General features: G+C 50.2%; 21 protein-coding genes. 15 read left to right on the top strand and 6 right to left on the bottom strand.

What is annotated here, in order from left to right; translation table 11 throughout:
• The first annotated feature begins 74 nt into the window (after nt 1–74).
• The gene (locus FOE74_RS17650) at nt 75–281 is read left to right on the top strand and encodes a hypothetical protein (protein WP_149099951.1); all 207 of its coding nucleotides are present in this window, start codon (nt 75–77) and stop codon (nt 279–281) included.
• Between the two features lie 88 nt (nt 282–369).
• Here the strand turns inward: FOE74_RS17650 and FOE74_RS17645 are convergent, their stop codons facing one another.
• Nucleotides 370–1,047, bottom strand: a complete 678-nt coding sequence (locus tag FOE74_RS17645; RefSeq protein ID WP_192576635.1) for a murein L,D-transpeptidase catalytic domain family protein — start codon at nt 1,045–1,047, stop codon at nt 370–372.
• On the opposite strand from FOE74_RS17645, the gene FOE74_RS21320 reads away from it, so the two are divergent.
• Both FOE74_RS21320 and FOE74_RS17640 read left to right on the top strand, forming a co-directional pair.
• Nucleotides 1,040–1,279 (top strand): hypothetical protein, encoded by a 240-nt coding sequence (locus FOE74_RS21320; RefSeq protein ID WP_192576634.1) that lies wholly within the window; start codon nt 1,040–1,042, stop codon nt 1,277–1,279. The two genes, FOE74_RS17645 and FOE74_RS21320, sit on opposite strands and share 8 nt — an antisense overlap.
• Nucleotides 1,280–1,501: 222 nt before the next feature.
• Entirely contained in the window at nt 1,502–1,738 is a 237-nt protein-coding gene (locus tag FOE74_RS17640; RefSeq protein ID WP_149099949.1) for a hypothetical protein, read from the top strand.
• A 71-nt stretch (nt 1,739–1,809) separates the two neighbouring features.
• On the opposite strand, the gene FOE74_RS17635 is transcribed toward FOE74_RS17640, so the two are convergent.
• Both FOE74_RS17635 and FOE74_RS17630 read right to left on the bottom strand, forming a co-directional pair.
• Nucleotides 1,810–2,508, bottom strand: coding sequence for a hypothetical protein (locus FOE74_RS17635; RefSeq protein ID WP_149099948.1), 699 nt, complete (start codon nt 2,506–2,508; stop codon nt 1,810–1,812).
• A gap of 405 nt (nt 2,509–2,913) precedes the next feature.
• Nucleotides 2,914–3,378 (bottom strand): DUF4199 domain-containing protein, encoded by a 465-nt coding sequence (locus tag FOE74_RS17630; protein ID WP_188686870.1) that lies wholly within the window; start codon nt 3,376–3,378, stop codon nt 2,914–2,916.
• A 313-nt stretch (nt 3,379–3,691) separates the two neighbouring features.
• Here FOE74_RS17630 and FOE74_RS17625 point away from each other — a divergent pair, with 313 nt between their 5' ends.
• Nucleotides 3,692–5,320, top strand: coding sequence for an ABC-F family ATP-binding cassette domain-containing protein (locus tag FOE74_RS17625; RefSeq protein ID WP_149099946.1), 1,629 nt, complete (start codon nt 3,692–3,694; stop codon nt 5,318–5,320).
• Nucleotides 5,321–5,406: 86 nt separating this feature from the next.
• On the opposite strand, the gene FOE74_RS17620 is transcribed toward FOE74_RS17625, so the two are convergent.
• Together FOE74_RS17620 and FOE74_RS17615 are read right to left on the bottom strand one after the other, a co-directional pair.
• Nucleotides 5,407–5,556 carry a lmo0937 family membrane protein gene (locus FOE74_RS17620; RefSeq protein WP_149099945.1) on the bottom strand — a complete coding sequence of 50 codons (150 nt, stop codon included), beginning with the start codon at nt 5,554–5,556 and terminating at the stop codon, nt 5,407–5,409.
• A gap of 55 nt (nt 5,557–5,611) precedes the next feature.
• Nucleotides 5,612–5,764: a lmo0937 family membrane protein gene (locus FOE74_RS17615; protein ID WP_123127185.1), complete on the bottom strand. Its 153-nt coding sequence runs from the start codon at nt 5,762–5,764 to the stop codon at nt 5,612–5,614.
• A gap of 241 nt (nt 5,765–6,005) precedes the next feature.
• Here FOE74_RS17615 and FOE74_RS17610 point away from each other — a divergent pair, with 241 nt between their 5' ends.
• On the top strand, nt 6,006–6,896 hold the full coding sequence (locus FOE74_RS17610) for a 3-hydroxyacyl-CoA dehydrogenase family protein (protein WP_149099944.1): 891 nt from the start codon (nt 6,006–6,008) through the stop codon (nt 6,894–6,896).
• A 172-nt stretch (nt 6,897–7,068) separates the two neighbouring features.
• Here FOE74_RS17610 and FOE74_RS17605 read toward each other — a convergent pair whose 3' ends face one another.
• Nucleotides 7,069–7,887: a 2,3,4,5-tetrahydropyridine-2,6-dicarboxylate N-succinyltransferase gene (locus tag FOE74_RS17605; protein WP_149099943.1), complete on the bottom strand. Its 819-nt coding sequence runs from the start codon at nt 7,885–7,887 to the stop codon at nt 7,069–7,071.
• 45 nt (nt 7,888–7,932) lie between these two features.
• Between FOE74_RS17605 and FOE74_RS17600 the strand changes: the two genes are divergently transcribed.
• From FOE74_RS17600 to mnmE, 10 genes are all read left to right on the top strand, one after another.
• Nucleotides 7,933–9,078, top strand: coding sequence for a glycosyltransferase family protein (locus FOE74_RS17600; protein WP_149099942.1), 1,146 nt, complete (start codon nt 7,933–7,935; stop codon nt 9,076–9,078).
• Nucleotides 9,079–9,140: 62 nt separating this feature from the next.
• On the top strand, nt 9,141–10,151 hold the full coding sequence (locus FOE74_RS17595) for a 3-oxoacyl-ACP synthase III family protein (RefSeq protein WP_149099941.1): 1,011 nt from the start codon (nt 9,141–9,143) through the stop codon (nt 10,149–10,151).
• A gap of 6 nt (nt 10,152–10,157) precedes the next feature.
• Nucleotides 10,158–10,817 (top strand): metal-dependent transcriptional regulator, encoded by a 660-nt coding sequence (locus tag FOE74_RS17590; RefSeq protein ID WP_149099940.1) that lies wholly within the window; start codon nt 10,158–10,160, stop codon nt 10,815–10,817.
• Nucleotides 10,818–10,839: 22 nt separating this feature from the next.
• On the top strand, nt 10,840–11,784 hold the full coding sequence (locus tag FOE74_RS17585) for a metal ABC transporter solute-binding protein, Zn/Mn family (RefSeq protein ID WP_149099939.1): 945 nt from the start codon (nt 10,840–10,842) through the stop codon (nt 11,782–11,784).
• Between the two features lie 427 nt (nt 11,785–12,211).
• Entirely contained in the window at nt 12,212–13,015 is an 804-nt protein-coding gene (locus FOE74_RS17580; RefSeq protein ID WP_149099938.1) for a metal ABC transporter ATP-binding protein, read from the top strand.
• Nucleotides 13,012–14,304 carry a metal ABC transporter permease gene (locus FOE74_RS17575; protein WP_149099937.1) on the top strand — a complete coding sequence of 431 codons (1,293 nt, stop codon included), beginning with the start codon at nt 13,012–13,014 and terminating at the stop codon, nt 14,302–14,304. Before FOE74_RS17580 ends, FOE74_RS17575 begins: the two co-directional genes overlap by 4 nt.
• A gap of 2 nt (nt 14,305–14,306) precedes the next feature.
• Nucleotides 14,307–15,188: a metal ABC transporter permease gene (locus FOE74_RS17570; protein WP_149099985.1), complete on the top strand. Its 882-nt coding sequence runs from the start codon at nt 14,307–14,309 to the stop codon at nt 15,186–15,188.
• A 276-nt stretch (nt 15,189–15,464) separates the two neighbouring features.
• Nucleotides 15,465–17,852 (top strand): hypothetical protein, encoded by a 2,388-nt coding sequence (locus FOE74_RS17565; protein WP_149099936.1) that lies wholly within the window; start codon nt 15,465–15,467, stop codon nt 17,850–17,852.
• Nucleotides 17,853–18,135: 283 nt separating this feature from the next.
• On the top strand, nt 18,136–18,561 hold the full coding sequence (locus FOE74_RS17560) for a thioredoxin family protein (protein ID WP_188686874.1): 426 nt from the start codon (nt 18,136–18,138) through the stop codon (nt 18,559–18,561).
• Between the two features lie 31 nt (nt 18,562–18,592).
• Nucleotides 18,593–19,972, top strand: coding sequence for a tRNA uridine-5-carboxymethylaminomethyl(34) synthesis GTPase MnmE (gene mnmE / locus FOE74_RS17555; RefSeq protein ID WP_149099934.1), 1,380 nt, complete (start codon nt 18,593–18,595; stop codon nt 19,970–19,972).
• Nucleotides 19,973–20,029 lie beyond the last annotated feature (57 nt).

The raw sequence follows: 20,029 nt of genomic DNA, 5'->3' as shown, positions 1-20,029 counted from the left end.
TCATTTTTGATTGTACATACGTAAGAAGCTCTATAACGTCAATTGGCGGATATAAATCACTTATTGATATAAAAATGAACCTAAAAAGAACGTTCGGCGCTATTCTCACAATCCTAGGGATTGTTGGCGTCATTTGGGGGGCTTATGCCTTTTTAGCCGGTGGTGATTCAGTAGGCGGCGTGTCTATGAACCAATTCTCATCAGTGGTACCCTTCATTGTAGGATTGATCTTTTTCTTCACAGGAATCAGCCTCATCAAAGGCACCAAAGATACCGCTTGATCACCCGTGTAGGTTCTCATGCTGATAAAACAGAAGAAGCCGGTCAATCCTGACCGGCTTCTTCTGTTTTATGCTTGTTCCTAAAAGGTTATTTACTCAACAATTTCGCTTGCTTGGCCAGGATCTCAGACTCAAAGCGTTTGATGGCGGAATCAGTATCTAAATAGGCTGAGGTGTAGTTGGCAGAGGGAGCGTCTATGTATAACAGGGTTCCTCCTTTGATTAACTGAACCACCTCTGAGGTGATTTCTTTAGGTAAGGCAGGGCAACCGTGGCTGCGGCCTAACCGGCCATGTTGTTTGATGAAAGCCTCACTAACGTAATCTGCTCCATGAATAACCACGGCACGTTCTTTGGCTTTGGTATTAAAGCCCTTGTCCAGGCCATTCAGTTTCAAAGACAGACCATGTTTGCCATGGTAGGTGTTCTCTGTCACATAAAAGCCCAGGCTGCTCATGTGGGAATTGACAATGTTGGAGAATTTCACTGCTTTCTCGTTGCCAGAACCCATGCCATGGGCCACCAAGCTGTGGTATAACACTTTCTTCTTATCTAAGTCAATGATCCAAAGACGCTTCTCTTTGCTGGGCTTGCCAAAATCCACCACGGTGAGCAGATTTCTGGGGCTTTTTAATTTCTTCTGCTCTTTCAGGTTATAGAAACCAGTGGCTGCTTTGCTGAACACCTCATAGCTTAAGCCTGCTTTTCTAAGGTCAGCCTCATCGTAAAGATCTTCCAGGAAATCCTCAAAAGATTTATTGACCATTACCATCTCCTTGTCAGAAGAAGCCAAGGCAGTGTCAAATGAAAAGTTTGGAGTTGAGGTAGCGCTTTGTGCAGGAAAAACAAAAGACAAAACTGCTATACAGGAAAAGGAAGAAATCAATCGTTTCATATACGGATTCTTTACGAGTGTCGGTTTTATAACCCAAATACTTCCTACTTTTGTTCCAAGCAGCCAAAATTCATTGTTAGAAAACTATATTTGTTTGAGCTGACAGAAGGGTTTTAAGGTTATTAGTATCTAGTTACAAGGCATTTACATGATGAAGGTATATACTTTTGGCAAACAAAAAAAGATTAAATTTTGCCTTTGTTTCATTTTTTGCCTCCTCTTTTTTTCCTGTTCCTCCAAAACAGACCACCTGAATTTTGATTCTGACACCTGGAAGGCGGACCTGAACGGGTGCAAGGGCCAGAGGCTTTCCCTTAGAAGCCAGGTGGCAGACATCCGGTTACAGCTGGTGGGCCTGAAGGAAGGAGATGTACGCAAGCTCTTTGGCAAGCCAGACACAGAAGAACTGATGGAGCGCAGCCAGAAAATTTACATCTATTTTATCACCCCCGGCCCAAAGTGTTCCCCCACCCCAGCCACCCAGCCAGGAAAAAAAGAAGCACTGGCTATAAGACTAGATGCCTTAGGGAATGTAAGGGAAGCCAATGTGTTTGTAGAGTAACATGAAAGGCCTATAAAAGAAGAAAGCCATTCTCCCACAGGAAGAACGGCTTTCTAGGCAAGCGTCAAATCTTAGTTTTTGACCTTCTTTTTAGTAGTCTCTGTTTTTATCTTCATTTTGTCATGCTCCACTTTGGATTTACCTTCCGGAGTAATGATCTTGGTTTCTGAAGGAGAAGACTTATATTTTACTGATTCTGTTTTCAGTTTCTCAGTATTGCCTTTTACTTTCATTTCGCCGGAAGCAGATTCAGCTTTCATTTTATCGCCTTCCAGCTTTACCTTGGCATCTCCGCTTTCCATCTTCACTTTGTCGTCTTTGACTTTGATCTCAGCATCAGTGCCAGTGGTGGTTCCCCCTGAAACATCAGTGCTGGTTCCGTCTGTTTGGGTTGAGGCGGGCGCAGGGGCTGCCGTTGCGCGGCCATCCATTTCCAGGTAAGCGGTAAATTGCTTAGGTGTCAAAACCTGGGCGAATTCTTGATCAAGTTGCTCGTTTACTTCTTTGATCTTGGCTTCGCGCATTTGGGCATCATTGCCATACATCTTCTCAATCTCACTGAACTTGTCAAACCGGGCTTGGTTCAAGGCCTTCAACTTGATGTACTGCCCTTCATTCAACTGCAGCTCATTGTACATCTGACGGCTCATTTCCTGGGCACTCATAGACAGAACAGCCCGCGACGTAGCAGCAGCACCGGTAAGGTTTGTTTGAGCTTGGGCTGTGAACACAGCTCCTACAAATAAGGCAGATAGGATAAATTTTTTCATGGTGTTTTTTGACGCTTTAGGTAGATTTTTTTATCAAGTCTCTCGTTGTTGTTATATATGTCCTTTAACGCAAGCTTAAATACGCAGGTTATAGGAAATTTAACATTTTGTTATTGCACTTAACTCACAACCGGAATTGAATTGACTCATTCGCTTTCTATTACTCATCAATCTATATATATGATAAAACAAATATTATAGTCTTAATCGGCCATTATTCCACTATCAGGTAAAAAAAAGCCCCGCTAAGCCAAATAGTAAAATGGTGTTTAAGTCATTTTATAAATTCTTAAACTCTTTCATACACCAGAGTCTCATCTAAGAATATTATAGTTACCACCACAAAACAGGGACAAAAAAAGTCTGACTTTCAGGTCAGGCTTTTCAAATGCTTGGGGCTTCCTTTTAAGAGGTAAGTTTATGGTCTGGTCTTTTAAAGAACTGCATGGCGATGTACCCCACAAAAGCACCAATCACCACGCCCATCAAAACCCAGATAACCCCTACCAGCCAGGTGGCCTGCTCGTTCCCTGAGGTGTCATCTACCATATAGGGGTAGGACAAAGCCAGGTCGAAGATTTTATTTACCACTACCTGGAAAAGGGAGAAAAGAACAGAAGATACCAAACCCACAAAGAACCCTACTCCTATCCCTTCCAGATAGCCTAATTTACCGTGATTGGCTATTTTATGGCGTTTAATGGCCAGGCATACGCCTACCACTAAGATGATACCCGTTAAAAAATGCAATGACACGTTTTCTATAAGTCCTAACAGCTTGATCAGGACAATGTAAATAATGGCAGCAATTCCCGTCATTACTCCAAAATAGGTACCGGTTTTCTGTACCGTTGCTCGACGTTGTTCCATGATGTTTTTTTGTTTGTTTAGGTTCATTTTATGGAGGCATCTTCCTGTGCTCCGCTTTATCTGTCCTAGATATGGAATCTTATATACTTATTTAAGTGGAGAGGCGTTGTGCTTTCCCCTATTTTTTTGCCGTTTCCCAAGCCTGCAAATAGCTGCGGCCCCTTCCCAGTTTTGCTGAACTCAATTAAGCCTTTGATTGTCTGTAGGTAAAGACAGTTTTCCAAAAAGCTTGATTTGCACCTCCTATAAGGTCCTTTTCAGTTCTTTTGGTAACTTCGCACCCAGAAATCCTATTTATTTAGTATAGAGCAGCATGATCAGTACCAGCAACGTAAGTCTTGGCTACGGCAAACGCACCCTTTTTGAAGACGTTACCATTAAGTTCTCTCCCGGCAACTGTTACGGCCTTATTGGCGCCAACGGAGCCGGCAAGTCGACTTTTCTGAAGATATTATCCGGCGAGATAGACCCCAACACCGGCACGGTAGACATTCCGGCCAAAATGCGCCTGGCTATCCTGAAGCAGAACCATTACGAGTATGATGAGTTCCCGGTGCTTCAGACGGTGATCATGGGCCACAAACGGCTCTATGACATCATGAACGAGAAAGATGCCATCTATGCCAAAGAAGATTTCTCTGAAGAGGATGGCATGCGCGCCTCTGAGCTGGAAGCCGAGTTTGCGGACATGGAAGGCTGGAACGCCGAGTACGAAGCCGGTGAATTGCTGAGCGGCCTGGGCATTCAACCCGACCTGCACTACACGCTCATGAAAGACCTGGGCGGTAATGAGAAAATCCGCGTGTTATTGGCACAGGCCCTGTTTGGTAACCCAGACATTCTGCTGCTGGATGAGCCTACCAACCACCTGGACGCTGAATCCATCATGTGGCTGGAGAACTTCCTGGACAACTTCCAGAACACGGTGATCGTGGTTTCCCACGACCGCCACTTCCTGGATGCAGTGTGTACGCACGTGGCCGACATTGACTATGGCAAGATTCAGCTATACGCCGGTAACTACTCCTTCTGGTATGAATCCAGCCAATTGGCTACCAAACAGCGCACCGACGCCAACCGCAAAACCGAAGACAAACGCAAAGAGCTGCAGGCGTTTATTGCCCGCTTTAGCGCAAATGCCTCTAAATCAAAGCAGGCCACCTCTCGGGCTAAATTGTTGGAGAAACTTACCCTGGAAGATATCAAACCTTCCAGCCGCAAGTACCCCTACATCCAATTCAAGCAAGAGCGCGAGGCGGGCAACCAGTTGCTGCAGGTAGACAACCTGACCAAAAGCAATGAAGGGGAGTTGTTGTTCAAAGATGTCACCTTCACGGTAGATAAAAAGGACAAGATCGCCGTCATCAGCCGCAATGACCTGGCCGCCACTACCTTCTTCAAGATCATCATGGGCGAGGCTTCCCCAGATAAAGGAGAATTCAAATGGGGCACCACCATTAGCACCGCTTACTTTCCTAAAGACAACAATGAGTTCTTTGAGGTAGACCTGAACCTGGTGGATTGGCTGCGCCAGTTTTCCGTGGAGAAAGACGAAAGCTTCATCCGAGGTTTCTTGGGCCGTATGTTATTTTCCGGCGAGGAATCTTTGAAGAAAGCCAGCGTATTGTCTGGAGGCGAGAAAGTAAGATGTATGCTGTCCCGTATGATGTTGCAGAGCGGCAACATGCTGGTATTGGACGAGCCTACAAACCACTTGGACCTGGAATCCATCACCGCCCTGAACAACGGCCTCAAGGATTTTGCGGGCTCCCTCCTGTTCAGCTCCCATGACTTACAGTTCGTAGACACCATTGCCAACCGTATCATTGAGCTGACGCCCAAAGGTATCATTGACAAGCGCATGAGCTATGATGAGTACCTCAGAAACGAAGAAATCAAAGCGCTTAGAGCCCAGATGTACGGCGTGAACACGTTGGTATAAAGTTGTTTCAGCCCTTTATTCAGAAAACCAGGCAAAAAGAAAGGCCACCCGAGTGGGTGGCCTTTCTTTTTGGTAAAGCTCCTGGCTTAGCCGCGTATTAATCTGAGTAAAACCATTACAATGGCAATCACCAATAATACGTGGATGATACCGCCTACCTGGTCTCCGAATCCGAGGAACCCGATGAGCCATATGATGACAAGAACTACCGCGATGATATACAGTATGTTTCCCATGATCTTGTTTTTATTCAGTTTATACAAATATTGAAAGCCTCACACCAGGGCAGGTTTACGCCCTGCGGATCAGTCGAAGCAGTACGGCAATGACTGCGATCACCAAGAGCACGTGGATGATTCCACCCACTTGGTCACCGAAGCCTAAGAACCCGATTAACCAGATAATTACCAGCACTACCGCGATGATATACAATAGATTTCCCATAGTTTTAGTTGTGTTAGGTTTTAGTTTTTGTTTGCACCAATACTTGGATAAAAATCCTAATATTGATTTTTCTGCTTGTACGCAGGAATATTATAAAAGATTTATATAGACTTTTAAAAAGATGTAAGCCGCTATTTTCCTGCTCCTTAAAAAGTGCAACCTGGCCCAAACGAACGCTTCTTGTCGGCCTGCAGAAATATCATAGCTTTGTAACTTCACTTTACTAACTAACGCTTATTCTATGAACATAGCCGTCATTGGGTCTGGCACCATGGGCAACGGAATCGCCCACGTCTTTGCGCAAAATAACTTCTCTGTCGCTCTTATTGATATTTCCCAGGATTCGCTGACCAAGGCAGTGGGCACCATTTCTAAGAACCTGGACCGCATGGTAGCCAAAGGAACGGTCACCGAGGAGCAGAAAACCGAGACCCTGCAACGTATCAGCACCTTCACTGATTTAGAGGAAGGCGTGAAAGAAGCGGACCTGGTGGTGGAAGCCGCCACCGAAAACGTGGACATCAAGTTGGATCTTTTCCGGCAATTAGAGCAGTTCACAAAGCCTTCCTGTATTCTGGCCAGCAATACCTCCTCTATCTCCATCACCAAGATCGCCTCAGTTACCAAGCGCCCGGACAAAGTGATCGGGATGCACTTCATGAACCCGGTACCGGTTATGAAGTTGGTAGAAGTGATCAGGGGCTACTCCACCAGTGACGAGGTCACAAACCAGATCCTGGAGCTTTCCAAGAACCTGGGAAAGATTCCGGCCGAGGCCAATGATTATCCGGGATTTGTGGCCAACCGCATTCTCATGCCTATGATCAATGAGGCCATCTATTCCTTGTATGAAGGCGTAGCCGGTGTGGAGGAAATTGACACCATCATGAAATTGGGCATGGCCCACCCCATGGGCCCCCTGCAGCTCGCCGACTTTATAGGGCTGGATGTGTGCCTTTCTATTCTGCGGGTGCTACACGATGGGTTCGGGAATCCTAAGTACGCCCCTTGCCCTCTGCTTGTGAACATGGTACAGGCCGGCCACAAAGGAGTGAAAAGCGGCCAAGGCTTCTACTCCTACAGCCACGGCACCAAAGACCTGGTGGTCGCTGACACCTTCAAAAAACGATAGCGGTATAAGGGAACGCAATCCTTGTTTTCTGGCCCTTTTCTGAAAATAAGAGCAAAACGCAGAGTAAAAGATCTCTCCAGCTCTTAAAACGGCACAAAGTCTAATAAAAAAAGGAGAGGCCGGTGCAGAACCGGCCTCTCCTTTTTTATTAGACTTTTAAAAAAAAAAAGCCTTAAACAGCTACGCCATTTTCCCGCAGTGCATCATTCAGGGAAGTCTTCAGGTCGGTGCTCTCTTTCCGCTGGCCAATGATCAAGGCGCAAGGCACCTGGAAAGCTCCCGCTGGGAACTGTTTGGTGTAGGAACCAGGAATCACCACAGAGCGCGGTGGCACATAGCCTTTGTATTCCTTGGGCTCAGCTCCGGTCACGTCTATGATTTTAGAAGAACCCGTAATACACACGTTGGCACCTATCACGGCTTCTTTTCCAATGTGGCAGCCCTCCACCAGAATACTGCGCGACCCGATGAAGGCCCCGTCTTCAATAATTACAGGTGCCGCCTGCACCGGTTCCAGCACGCCGCCAAGGCCCACGCCCCCGCTTAGGTGCACGTGCTTGCCCACCTGGGCGCAGGAGCCCACGGTGGCCCAGGTGTCTACCATGGTTCCTTCATCTACGTAGGCACCAATGTTGGTGTAAGACGGCATCAGGATCACGCCTCTGGAGATATAGGAGCCATAGCGCGCCAAAGCATGCGGCACCACGCGCACCCCAAGTTCGGCAAAGCCGCTTTTCAGAGGAATTTTATCATGGAACTCGAAAGGCCCGGCCTCAATGGTCTCCATTTTCTGGATGGGGAAGTACATGAGCACGGCTTTCTTCACCCATTCGTTTACCTGCCATTTCTCAGTGTCAGTGGGTTGCGCCACCCGCAGTTCCCCGCGGTCCAATAACTGGATGACGCTTCTGATGGCTTCCGCCGTTATCTTCTGGCTCAGCAACGACCGGTCTTCCCAGGCGCTTTCTATGATTTCTCGTAAGTCGTTCATTTGGTCTTTGTGAAAATAAGAAACCAAAATTATTAAATTGTGGCGATGATTCGAAAACGAATTCTGCTGGCTTCCCTTCTGAAGCCGGTTTCTGACACCCGTTTGTATGAGAAAATAGGGAAAAGCCTGGCCAAGCTTCCGCAGCTGGAAATCCACGTGGCTGGGTATGCCGCTCCCCTCCCGGCTGCGCCGGAGTCGGCTGGAATCATCTTTCATCCGGTCTTTTCGTTCCAGCGCTTATCCATAGGTCGCTTTACTGCCCAGAAAGCGTATTGGGCTCTTCTTCACAAGGTACAGCCGGCAGTACTGGTAGTAGGCACGCATGAGTTGCTGCTGGTTAGCTGGCTTTATGCTAAACGCCACCGCTGCCAATTGGTCTATGACGTGCAGGAAAACTATTACCTGAACCTCACTACCCAACAGGTATACCCGGGCCTTCTGGCGAAGTCGATGGCATCTATTATCAGAGGCATAGAGAAGGCGGTAGCTCCTGCCATACGCCATTTCTTTCTCGCGGAGCAATCCTATGCTTCGGAATTACCTTTTATTATGGACCGGTTCACGGTACTTCAGAATAAATACCTGCCCCCGTCTGACCAGCCGGCAATTTCGTCTACACGCGAGGTGGTTTTGCAGCACGTAAACCCGCTGCGGCTGTTGTACTCTGGTACCATTTCTAAATTGTACGGGGTATTGGAAGCCATTCGGTTCACAGGCCGGCTGCACAAATGGGTGCCCTCGGCGGAACTAACTATCATTGGCTACTGCGCAGATCAGACGTTTCTCCAAGAATTACAGGCCCTCATCCGGCCCCTGCCCTATGTGCGCCTTATAGGAGGTAATACTCTGGTGCCCCACCAGGAGATCCTGTACCAGCAAAGGCACCACCACGTGGGGCTCTTGCCGTACCGTCCCCACCCCAGCACCTTTGCCTGCCTTCCTACCAAACTCTTTGAATACATCGGCAATGGGTTGGTCGTACTCATGGAGGAGAATCCGCTCTGGGCGGAGGTTTTACGTAGAACCACCGCCGGAACCTGCCTCTCATTTGACCAAGAGCTTTCTGGGCAAGAAGTAGCGACCTTGCTCCACCAGGTATTCTACCAAACCGGAATTCCGGAGGAGGTTTTTTGGCGGCAGGAAGAGGAAAAAGTGCAGCAGGTTATTCTTGCGTTAGCGGAGGAAGGGTGACACCCAAATTTAATTTAGACAAACCTAAACTTTTATTTCAATACACGTATATTTGACCAACTATGACAAAAGAACTAAGAAACTCCCGTATTGCCGGTCTTGGTCACTATGTGCCGGATAAGGTAGTAAAGAACGCTGATCTGGAAAAACTGATGGACACCTCAGATGCCTGGATCGTGGAGCGGACAGGTATAAATGAGCGCCGGTATTTTGAGCCGGGCAAAGACACCACCGCTAACATGGCGGCCAATGCAGCCCGTAAGGCCTTAGAAAAAGCAGGTCTGGAAGCTAAGGACCTGGACATGATCGTGTTTGCCACCCTGAGCCCCGACTATTTCTTCCCGGGTTCAGGGGTATTGCTGCAGCGCGAACTGGGCCTTTCTGAGATTCCCTGCTACGATGTACGCAACCAGTGCTCCGGTTTTATCTACGCCTTATCTTTAGCGGATCAGTTTATCAAAACCGGGATGTATGACAACGTGCTGGTGGTTGGCTCAGAAATCCACTCTTCAGGGCTTGACTTCTCAGACAAAGGCCGGTCCGTTTCTGTGATTTTCGGCGATGGAGCCGGAGCTGCCGTTTTGACTCCCTCAGACAGCTTAGATCGGGGCATTCTGTCCACCCATTTACACGCTCAGGGCGAATTTGCCGAGGAACTGATGACCAAGGGACCATCTAGTAACGATGCTGAGCGCCTCACTTACCAGACCATTGATAGCGGCGACATCTGGCCAGTTATGAACGGCAGCACCGTGTTCAAGCACGCGGTAACCCGCTTCCCGGAAGTGATCAATGAAGCCCTTACCCACAACGGGGTTACCGCAGAGGACCTTGATTTGGTAGTGCCCCACCAGGCTAACCTGCGCATCACCCAATTTATCCAACAAAAAATGAAGCTACCGGAAGGTAAGATCTTCAGCAACATCCAGAAATACGGAAACACCACCGCAGCATCGGTGCCTATTGCTCTCTCTGAGGCTTTTGAAGAAGGCCGCGTGAAGGATGGTGACCTGATCTGCCTGGCTGCCTTTGGAAGTGGTTTCACCTGGGCTTCGGCCTTGATTCGCTGGTAAGCCAACATGCATAGTACCGCGGAAGAAAACTACATCAAGGCCATTTATAAATTATCTGGCAACGGAGCTAACGCGGTCAGCACTACCGGTCTGTCTGACATGCTGGCCACCAAACCCGCCTCAGTGAGTGACATGCTCCGGAAGCTGAGTGCTAAAGACCTGGTGCACTACGTGAAATACCACGGCGTGCAGCTTACGGAGGAAGGCCAGCGGGTAGCCCTGAAGATCATCAGGAAACACCGCCTCTGGGAGGTGTTCCTGGTGCAGAAGCTGAATTTCACCTGGGACGAGGTGCACGAGGTAGCCGAACAGATGGAACACGTGAAATCTGAACTGCTGGTGCAGCGACTAGATGAGTTCCTGGGCCACCCGCGCGTTGATCCGCACGGTGACCCTATTCCCACCGAGGCCGGGGAACTGCCAGAGATGGAGCAAAGGGCTCTGGCCTCGCTGGAAGTAGAGCAGAAAGGTGTGGTGTGCCGGGTGAAAGACTCGCAGCCCGCCTTCCTGCAATACCTCAATAGAGTAGGTATTCAGATTGGTACGCAACTGCAAGTGGTAGATAAAATACCCTATGATAACTCCCTGGAGATAAGCATCAATAAAAACAAATCAGTCATTCTCTCTTCAGATGTGCTGGAGAAGATTTTTGTGATTAACCCCTGACGTGCGTTCTAGCGTTGCTTTTATGAAACTAGCCCTGAAACGTCGGTTCACTTGTTCCTTTTTCCTTTTGCTCCTGCTGGCTGCGGCCTGCAATCCCCAGGATACGCCCGGGGCGCTGGCCCACCAGCAAGGCAAACTCTACATCGTCACCACCACCGGCATCTTAGCTGATGCGGTGACCAACGTAGTAGGCGACCGTGCAGTGGTCACTGCCCTCATGGGCCCCGGCGTTGACCCGCACCTTTACAAAGCTGCCCTGGGGGATCTGCAGACGCTACGCGAGGCGGACGTGATCCTTTACAACGGGCTGCATTTAGAAGGTAAAATGGGAGAAGTACTGCAGAAACTAGCGCGTCAGAAAGTAGTGTGGGCGGCCGCCGAAGGGTTGCCAGAAAACCTGCTCCGCCGTACGCCTGAGTTCCAAGACAGCCATGATCCGCACATCTGGTTTGATGTAAGCCTCTGGAGCCGGGTAGTGGAACATGTCTCCCGGAAACTGCAGCAACAGGACCCGCAGAATGGCGCCTATTACCAGCAGAATACCCAGCGTTACCGGGCGCAGCTAGACAGCCTGCACCAATGGACCAAAGAACAGATTGCCTCCATTCCGGCCCAGCAACGCATTCTTATTACCGCCCATGATGCGTTCGGGTATTTCGGAAGCGCCTATCAGATTCAGGTGCGGGGCCTGCAGGGTATTTCCACGGTGTCTGAATTTGGTCTGCAGGATGTGTCTTCGCTGGTGAACTTCATCGTGGATCGGAAAGTAAAGGCGGTGTTTGTAGAGAGCTCAGTGTCACAAAAAGCCATTGAAGCCGTGCTGGAAGGTTGCCGCCAGAAAGGGCATGCTGTGAAGTTAGGGGGCACCCTGTACTCAGACGCCCTGGGCGATTCCCAAGGTCCGGCCGGTACTTACGCAGGCATGGTACAGGTGAACGTAGGCAAAATAGTGAAGGCGTTACGGTAAGGAGGATTTGGAGATGTGGGGATTTGGAGATATGGAGATATGGAGATTTGAAGATTTAAGGATGAGGGATGAGGCGGAGATGAGGAATTTGAAAGAGAAGTAGCTGTGGGAGAAGTTGGGAAGCTAGTTCAGGAAGGGTTCTTTTTAAGGGCCTGTTTTGCAATAAATGATTTTAAAACAATTGCTCTTCCGGCTAGCGTTTTCTCCCACTCCTAGCTTCTTATTCTCCTCTTTGTCATCCTGAAAGGATCTTGTGGGCGAACGGTTAGCAAGCAAGTTCCTCGTAGATCAGGTTGGCCACATTAAATCCTTAAGGCAGGGTCAAAGAGTTAAAGCCAAAATAAAAACGATTGGTTAATCACTTTACTCATAAGCATTTATCCTCTTTCTAACTAACAGATACATAAAGTAAATTAATTACGAGTCCATGATACAACACGTGACAGAGCCGGTATTGGAGGTGCATGACGTAACGGTGAGTTATCAGCGGAAGCCGGTGCTGTGGGATGTGGACCTTACCTTGCCTTCCCAGGCGCTGGTAGGCATCATCGGGCCCAATGGGGCCGGTAAATCTACCTTGATCAAAGCCATCATGGGCTTGCTGCCTTTGAACAGCGGGTACGTGGAGCTGTTCGGGAAATCCCTGAAGGAGGTGCGCCACCGGGTGAGCTATGTGCCCCAACGGGAGTCGGTGGACTGGGACTTTCCTGCCTCGGCGCTGGATGTGGCCATGATGGGAACCTATGGACAATTAGGCCTCTTCAAGCGGCCAGGTGCCCGGGAAAGAAAACTAGCCATGGAGGCACTGGAGAAAGTGGGCATGCAGGATTATGCTAACCGGCAGATCTCCCAGCTCTCCGGGGGGCAGCAGCAACGGGTCTTCCTTTCCCGCGCCCTGGCCCAGGATGCCGACCTATACCTCATGGATGAGCCTTTTGCGGGAGTAGACATTGCCACCGAGACGGCCATCATAGAACTGCTGCGGCAGATGCGCGAAACCGGCAAAACCGTGGTGGTGGTGCACCATGACCTGCAATCGGCGCAGGATTACTTTGACTGGACCATCTTGCTGAACATGCGCCTGGTTGCCTCAGGTCCTACCCATGAAACCTTGACGCCTGACTTGCTGGAGAAAACCTACGGTGGCCGCCTCACGGAGCTCAGCAAGGTGAGCGAGTTGTTGCATAAGAAGAACTTCCCTATCCGGGAAACCAAACCTGTTCGCAAATGAATACGCTGTGGGAATTCCTGAGCATGTCAGATGCCAACGTCAGGTTTGTCACCATCGGGTCTATCCTGCTGGCGGCTTCCTCGGCGGTGGTAGGTTGCTTTACCGTGCTCCGCAAACGGGCGCTGGTAGGCGATGCGGTTGCCCATGCGGTTCTTCCAGGCGTCTGCCTGGCCTTTATGCTGACTGGTGAGAAAAACCCGCTGGTCCTGCTACTGGGCTCTTTTCTGACCGGTTGGTTATCCTTGGTCATCATTGATGCCATTACCGCCCACAGCCGCATCAAAGAAGACACGGCCATTGGCTTGGTGCTGTCGGTTTTCTTTGGGATAGGCATTCTATTGCTCACCGCTATCCAACACTCCGGCAACGAAAAGCAAAGCGGGCTGGATAAATTCCTCTTCGGCAGTGCAGCCGCCCTGGTGGGCCAGGACCTGATCACCTTTGGGGCCGTGGCGGTGTTGTTGCTTTTAAGCGTGCTGCTGCTTTACAAAGAATTCAAACTGATCAGCTTTGACATGGCCTATGCCCGTACCATCGGGCTTCCGGTGCGGGGGCTGGAACTGCTCCTCACCACGCTTACTGTTTTGGCCGTGGTAGTGGGGATCCAATCGGTGGGCGTAGTGCTGATGTCGGCCATGCTGATTACGCCGGCTGCCGCCGCCCGCTTCTGGACCGACCGTCTGGGGGTGATGATCTTTATTGCCGCTGCCATGAGCGCCTTCTGCGGGGCCGCCGGGGCCTACGTCTCCTTTACTGCCCCGGCCATGCCTACCGGTCCCTGGATTGTGATGCTGCTGTCTTTGCTGGCCATTTTCTCGTTTATCATGGCGCCTAAGAAAGGCTTGCTGGCACGGTACCTGCTCCAACGCCGGTTACGTAACCAGATGACCCGCGAGAACATCCTGAAAACCCTGTTCCTGCTAGGGGAAACCAAAGAGGAATTCGGGCACAGCTACTCCAGGCAGCAGATCATGGAGCGCCGCAAACTGCCGTTGCTCCGCATGCAAGGTGGCCTTAAAGCCCTCTGCCGGCAGAACCTGGTCAAGAAGGATTCGGCGGGCTGGGCCCTTACGGATGCCGGTAGAAAAGAGGCGCAGCGGGTAGTACGCCTGCACCGCCTCTGGGAACTGTACCTGACCCAGTACCTGCAGGTGGCCTCTGACCACGTGCATGAAGACGCCGAATCCATTGAACACGTGTTAACCCCGGAACTGGAAAAACGGCTGGAAGAACTCTTGAACTATCCCACCACTGATCCGCACCAAACCATCATTCCCCAACAACCATGAACATAGATGCCTTCTGGATCATATTGACGGGTGCCCTGGTGGCCATTTGCTGTAGCCTGCTGGGGTGTTTTTTGATCTTGCGCCGCATGGCCATGGTAGGCGATGCCATCTCCCATGCGGTATTGCCCGGTATAGTGCTGGCCTTTCTCTTCAGTGGCTCTCGCGAGGTTTGGACCATGTTGATTGGCGCAGCTCTTTTAGGAGTGGCTTGTACCTTTCTCATTGAGTTCTTCCACAAGAAGGCCAATGTGTCTGCTGATGCCTCTATTGGGGTGACCTTTACTTGGTTGTTTGCCCTGGGCATTATCCTAATCTCTGTTTTTGCGGGCAAGGTGGACCTGGACCAGGATTGTGTTTTGTACGGCGAAATTGCCTATGTGCCCCTGGATCTTTGGCTTACCCAAAGCGGCCTGAACCTGGGCCCGCGCACGGTCTGGATTCTGGGTGGGGTGCTGGTGGTCTTGTTGCTTTTCATAAGCTTGTTTTACAAGCAATTGTATCTTACCTCCTTTGACCCGGCGTTTGCGGCGGCCATTGGCCTCTCTACTACCCTTTGGTATTATCTTCTAATGGGCGCCGTTTCTTTGACCACGGTAGCAGCCTTTGAATCGGTGGGTGCCATTTTAGTGGTCGCCCTCATGGTAGGCCCTCCTGCCACGGCTTATCTACTCACCGATGACCTGAAAAAAATGCTGTTGCTTTCGGCGGTAGCCGGAATTATTGCCTCTGCCGCCGGTTATTACCTGGCTCTTTGGTTGAACGGGTCGGTGGCGGGTGCTATCTCGGCGGTCATTGGGATAGAATTTCTGTTGGCCTTTGTGTTCTCTCCTAGCCATGGTCTTCTGTCGCGGCGGCGGCAGCTGATGCCGGTAGCAAATGGATAAAGTTGATTTCAAGCAATAAGCCAACTCTTATACTATCCTATTTCTTGCCCCTTTTCAGAAAACTCCTTGAAAAACAGCTTAAGGCACCCCTTAAGGCTTTTCTTTGCCATTAGTATGGACATAGGATGGCTATACATATATATAAAATCTCACTTTAATTTATTACTAAAATCATATTAATAATGTATATAATTAAATTTATTTAGAATTTTAATAACTATTCGTCTATATTTAGAGAAACGGAACCCGTTTGATGTTTCACCACACGTTTCTTCTATGCCACTCCTCTCCTTTGTAGTACATCTTGGTTTACTGGCGATCATGTCCCATTTCAAAGGATGTGCGCAAGCAGGTCCTGCCCTTCCACCGTCAGCGGTGTCCCTCAATTCGTCTGAGGCCACAGAAGGAAGGAAATCTGGGGTAATCCCGTACAACCCAGATTGGGCCTATCAGCTGGATGTGTCTGAGAATAATTTCGAGATGTGGTTTGATGGCACGCCAGGTAACAACAAAGACACTCCCACCTCTTTTGAATTGAAAGGAGTCATGGACACCACCGAGACCAGGTTCACTTTTCCGGCAGAGATGGAAGTGGAATTAACCGAAATACGGATCCACGATGCCGAAGGCAGTTCCACCCACCCTTTGAAGGTGCAGCTTCTGTTACAAGATGGCCAACGCATAGACGGGGCGGTGCCCGATTTCCTGGGCAACCAGTACCTGGCCTGGCTCTCCCACCCCATTCCGGCCAAATACCAGAAGGTAAAGGCAGTGGTTTTTTTGATGCCCAAAGACCCCATCCATGCCACCGATGCCGGCATCTACCCCAATGAGATTCAGTTCATAGGCAAATATAGCCCGCTTCCTACCCCTAAAACTGCCCCTGTGACCAGGGTAAGCTTCCGGAACATGTACGGCGTGAATTCCTTTCCCTGGGATAATACCGGCCGAGAAGCTACGTTGGCAGCACCAGGAGATAAGGAGCAACTGTCCAGGTTTGAACAGATGGGATGGAACCGGGCGTATGATGATTGGCACCTGTTTGAAGCGGTAAAGGATGATTACCGGTTTGCCCCCACCCACAGCGGCGACTGGAATCAGGACCGGGGATTTTCCCGCCTGAAGGAAAAAGGAGTGAAAAACATTCAAGCCATCAAAACTATACCATCATGGATCACAGACACTTACCCCAAGTCGCATGTGAACCAGGTAGAATACCGGAATGGAGAGAATGCTTACCACCCCTACAAAGGAAACGTGGCCTTCTACAGCAGCCTGGGTGCGTTTCCAGAGAAGGGAACTACCAACCCAGAGGACTTTCCTTTTACCTCCAAACAGCCTACCACCTTTGTTGCCCAGGACACTAAACTGTGCTATACCTGGAACGGCAAAACCTATGTATTACGCACCACCAATGACGCTGTCAACTACCTGGAGGTATTCACCAAGGCGAATGCCTCTGATGAGAACCCGGTGGGGAAACTGAAAAGCCTCTTCAACAAAAACCTGGACCGCGACCGCCTAACTCCCGCTACGTACCTGGCTTTCGCGCAAATGGCCTTCCAATCGGCGGTGCGGTACGGGACCAACAAAGGAGTGAACCCGGCTTTGGTGCTTACCCCCGACAAGAAAACCGGTTTGGATTTGGTAGATGGCGTGGAGGCCGGGAACGAGTTGAATGCCCATTGGCACGGCCGCAAACGGTACCTGAACCCCTATGAACACGCGGCGTTTTTATCGGCGTTCTATGATGGGCACAAAGGCACGCTGGGCCCAAGAGCCGGCGTAAAGAAGGGAGACCCTAACCTGAATGCCTATGTAGGGGGTATTGTCTCGGCCAACCCCCGGTTTTACCGGGCCATGATTGACTGGTGCCGCGAGAACCGGGGCTACCGGAAAGACGGCACGGTAGACATCTGCTGGGATGTGGTCAAATACCACCAATACACTACCTCCTCCGGTCTGGAGCAGCATAAAAACTCCACTCGCTTTGCCATTCCCGCCGACATGCACCCTGATGCCACGGGCAAGGTACAGACCATTAAAAACCTGCACCTCAACCTGGTGGGCCGTACGGTTCCCGTGCATATTGGTGAACTGGGCTATGACGTGGGTCCTTCTGAGCAAGGAGCCGCCCAAATCAAGAACTCGGCCACCGGGTATATCAGTAGCCGGAAGAACACGCAAGGGGTTTGGGTTTTGCGGGACCAACTCACCTATGCTTTCCAAGGCGTAGATGGCCTGCAGTTCTATATTCTGGAAGATCCAGTGTACATTGAAGATCCCTACGCCTCTGCGGCCATTTATGCCACCTCCGGGTTTTTCGCCCGAAATTTTGGAAAGTACCCCAAAGAGAAAAGACCAGTGGCCTGGTATTCGGCCCAGTTCCAGAAAGAGTTTGGGGAATATACCCCGCAGCAGTTGGTGAACAAAGCCCCTATGGTGTTAAAGGCCAATAACAAGGAGAAGGTGATGTACGCCCTGTGGCTTCCGTCTATGGAAGGGAAAACCGGAACTTATCCCCTCGCCTTACCAGGCGTGACCTCCATTACCTTGTTTACCTTGCAGGATGGCGCAGCCACCATGAAAAGCCAGGTGATTCCCGTGAAAGGAACCTATACAGTAGCCCTTTCAGAAACCCCTGTTTTTGTGAAAGTAAACTAGAAACGGGTGTTCGTTACGGGAAGGAATTTGATAAATTGGTTCGAAAGGTAGTCAAGGCTAAAGGTGATTGGAAGCTTTATGATGACCAAAGACAATACTTGAGCAAGTCATCCGTATAAAGAACGTGCTTCCCTTACCTTGACAAAAGATTGTCCTTCTAAAGGAGAAGCTAATTGGGTTTTACCCCTCTTTTCAAAAAACACCCATGAATCTCGCTTACCTTCTTTTGTTTTCCCTCCTGCCCTTCACCAAGTCACCAGTGGGACTTAAGGAGGAGAAACCAATGAAAGAAACTGTAACGGCCTCTACCCAAGGGCTGGAATGGCTTACCTTGCCCCAAGCCCTGCAGAAAAACAAAACCAAGCCCCGCAAGATCCTTATTGACGTGTACACTGATTGGTGCGGCTGGTGCAAAAAAATGGACAAACAAGTCTACCGGCACCCCGAGGTGGTACGGTTGCTGAACGAGCAGTACTACGTAGTAAAATTGAATGCGGAGCAGAGGCAGCCCATCACCATAGAAGGCAGAACCTACAAGTATAATCCCACTTACAAAGCGCATGAACTGGCCCTCTCCCTTCTGAACGGGCAGATGAGCTACCCTTCCACCGTTTTCCTGAATGAACGGCAACAAGTGATGGAGCGGGTACCCGGCTTTATACCAGCCAAGAATTTTCTGCGCGCTTTGGCGTATCTTGCGGAAAAATAGCCTTTAAACGCCCACAGGTGGGCACCTTGCTGTGATACCTTCGCTTCTCTCCAAAGATACCATCGTGGCCCTGGCCACTGCCTCCGGCCATGGGGCCATTGCCATCATCCGATTATCTGGTCCCCAGGCCATCTCTATTGTTCAAGGGGTGTTCAAGGGGAAAAACCTCCAGCAACAGCCTTCGCACACGCTCCATTTCGGCACCATCCGGGACGAAGAAAGAATCCTGGACGAAGTGGTGGTATCCTTGTTCAAGGCTCCAGCCTCTTATACTAAGGAAGATGTGGTGGAAGTTTCCTGCCACGGCTCGCCCTATATCACTGAGCAGCTTTTGAAACTCTTCCTGCAGAAAGGCGCCCGTCTGGCGGAACCTGGGGAATTTACCAAAAGAGCTTTCCTGAACGGGCAATTTGACCTGGCCCAGGCCGAAGCCGTGGCTGATCTGATCGCCTCTGATTCTGCGCTCACCCACCAGGTAGCCATGAAACAGATGCGCGGCGGGTTCTCCCAGGAAATCAAGGCGCTGCGGGCGCAACTCATCCATTTTGCGTCTATGATAGAGCTGGAGCTGGACTTCAGTGAAGAGGACGTGGAATTTGCTGACCGCACCGCTCTCAGGAAACTGATCTCCCAACTGCAACGGCTCATCACCGATCTGCTTCAATCCTTTGAGATGGGGAACGTGCTGAAGAACGGGGTGCCCACGGTCATTGCCGGCAAGCCCAACGCGGGTAAATCCACCTTGCTCAATGCCCTGCTGAACGAAGAGAAAGCCATTGTCTCTGAGATTCCCGGTACCACGCGTGACGTGATTGAAGACGAAGCCCTGTTGGGCGGCATCCGGTTTCGGTTCATTGACACCGCGGGCCTTCGGGAAACCTTGGATACGGTGGAAGCCATTGGGGTGGCCCGCACCAAGGAGCAGCTGAAAAAAGCCGCCCTGGTGCTCTACCTCTTTGACCTCTCTTCCACCACCCCTACCCAATTGCAGGAGGAACTGGCCGCCCTGGAGATGCCGCAGGTGCCCTACCTGTTGCTGGCCAACAAAAAAGACCTGGCCACTCCGGCGCAGATCCGTGAATTCTCAGGAATGGAAAACGTTGTTTTTCTCTCCGCGGGCACAAAGGAAGGAATGGAAGACCTGAAACACACGCTCTTGGAGCAGGTACACGACAATGAAGCCATGACCGGCGACCGCACCATTGTCACGAACCTACGCCATTACCAAAGCCTGCAGCAAACTTCTGATACTCTTGCTGAAGTGCAGCAAGGCCTAGACAATGGCCTAACCGGCGATTGGCTCGCCGCCGATATCAGACGCTGCCTCTTTTTCCTTGGTCAGATCACAGGAGAAATCACAACCGATGACTTGCTAGACAACATTTTCACCAAGTTCTGCATCGGGAAGTAAATCAGCCTAAAAAGGCGATTTTAAGCCCACTTTTACAATTCTCGAGGTCTTTTGCAG

Source organism: Rufibacter glacialis (genome assembly GCF_008271745.1).
GTDB classification, from domain to species: Bacteria; Bacteroidota; Bacteroidia; order Cytophagales; family Hymenobacteraceae; genus Nibribacter; species Nibribacter glacialis.
This window is presented reverse-complemented; position numbering and strand designations above follow the sequence as displayed.

Bases quoted from the DNA above. Each gene is read 5' to 3' on its own strand.
- FOE74_RS17650 (WP_149099951.1), top strand. From the start codon at position 75: ATGAACCTAAAAAGAACGTTCGGCGCTATTCTCACAATCCTAGGGATT.
- FOE74_RS17645 (WP_192576635.1), bottom strand. From the start codon at position 1,047: ATGGTCAATAAATCTTTTGAGGATTTCCTGGAAGATCTTTACGATGAG.
- FOE74_RS17635 (WP_149099948.1), bottom strand. From the start codon at position 2,508: ATGAAAAAATTTATCCTATCTGCCTTATTTGTAGGAGCTGTGTTCACA.
- FOE74_RS17630 (WP_188686870.1), bottom strand. From the start codon at position 3,378: ATGGAACAACGTCGAGCAACGGTACAGAAAACCGGTACCTATTTTGGA.
- FOE74_RS17625 (WP_149099946.1), top strand. From the start codon at position 3,692: ATGATCAGTACCAGCAACGTAAGTCTTGGCTACGGCAAACGCACCCTT.
- FOE74_RS17620 (WP_149099945.1), bottom strand. From the start codon at position 5,556: ATGGGAAACATACTGTATATCATCGCGGTAGTTCTTGTCATCATATGG.
- FOE74_RS17615 (WP_123127185.1), bottom strand. From the start codon at position 5,764: ATGGGAAATCTATTGTATATCATCGCGGTAGTGCTGGTAATTATCTGG.
- FOE74_RS17610 (WP_149099944.1), top strand. From the start codon at position 6,006: ATGAACATAGCCGTCATTGGGTCTGGCACCATGGGCAACGGAATCGCC.
- FOE74_RS17605 (WP_149099943.1), bottom strand. From the start codon at position 7,887: ATGAACGACTTACGAGAAATCATAGAAAGCGCCTGGGAAGACCGGTCG.
- FOE74_RS17600 (WP_149099942.1), top strand. From the start codon at position 7,933: ATGATTCGAAAACGAATTCTGCTGGCTTCCCTTCTGAAGCCGGTTTCT.
- FOE74_RS17595 (WP_149099941.1), top strand. From the start codon at position 9,141: ATGACAAAAGAACTAAGAAACTCCCGTATTGCCGGTCTTGGTCACTAT.
- FOE74_RS17590 (WP_149099940.1), top strand. From the start codon at position 10,158: ATGCATAGTACCGCGGAAGAAAACTACATCAAGGCCATTTATAAATTA.
- FOE74_RS17585 (WP_149099939.1), top strand. From the start codon at position 10,840: ATGAAACTAGCCCTGAAACGTCGGTTCACTTGTTCCTTTTTCCTTTTG.
- FOE74_RS17580 (WP_149099938.1), top strand. From the start codon at position 12,212: ATGATACAACACGTGACAGAGCCGGTATTGGAGGTGCATGACGTAACG.
- FOE74_RS17575 (WP_149099937.1), top strand. From the start codon at position 13,012: ATGAATACGCTGTGGGAATTCCTGAGCATGTCAGATGCCAACGTCAGG.
- FOE74_RS17565 (WP_149099936.1), top strand. From the start codon at position 15,465: ATGCCACTCCTCTCCTTTGTAGTACATCTTGGTTTACTGGCGATCATG.
- FOE74_RS17560 (WP_188686874.1), top strand. From the start codon at position 18,136: ATGAAAGAAACTGTAACGGCCTCTACCCAAGGGCTGGAATGGCTTACC.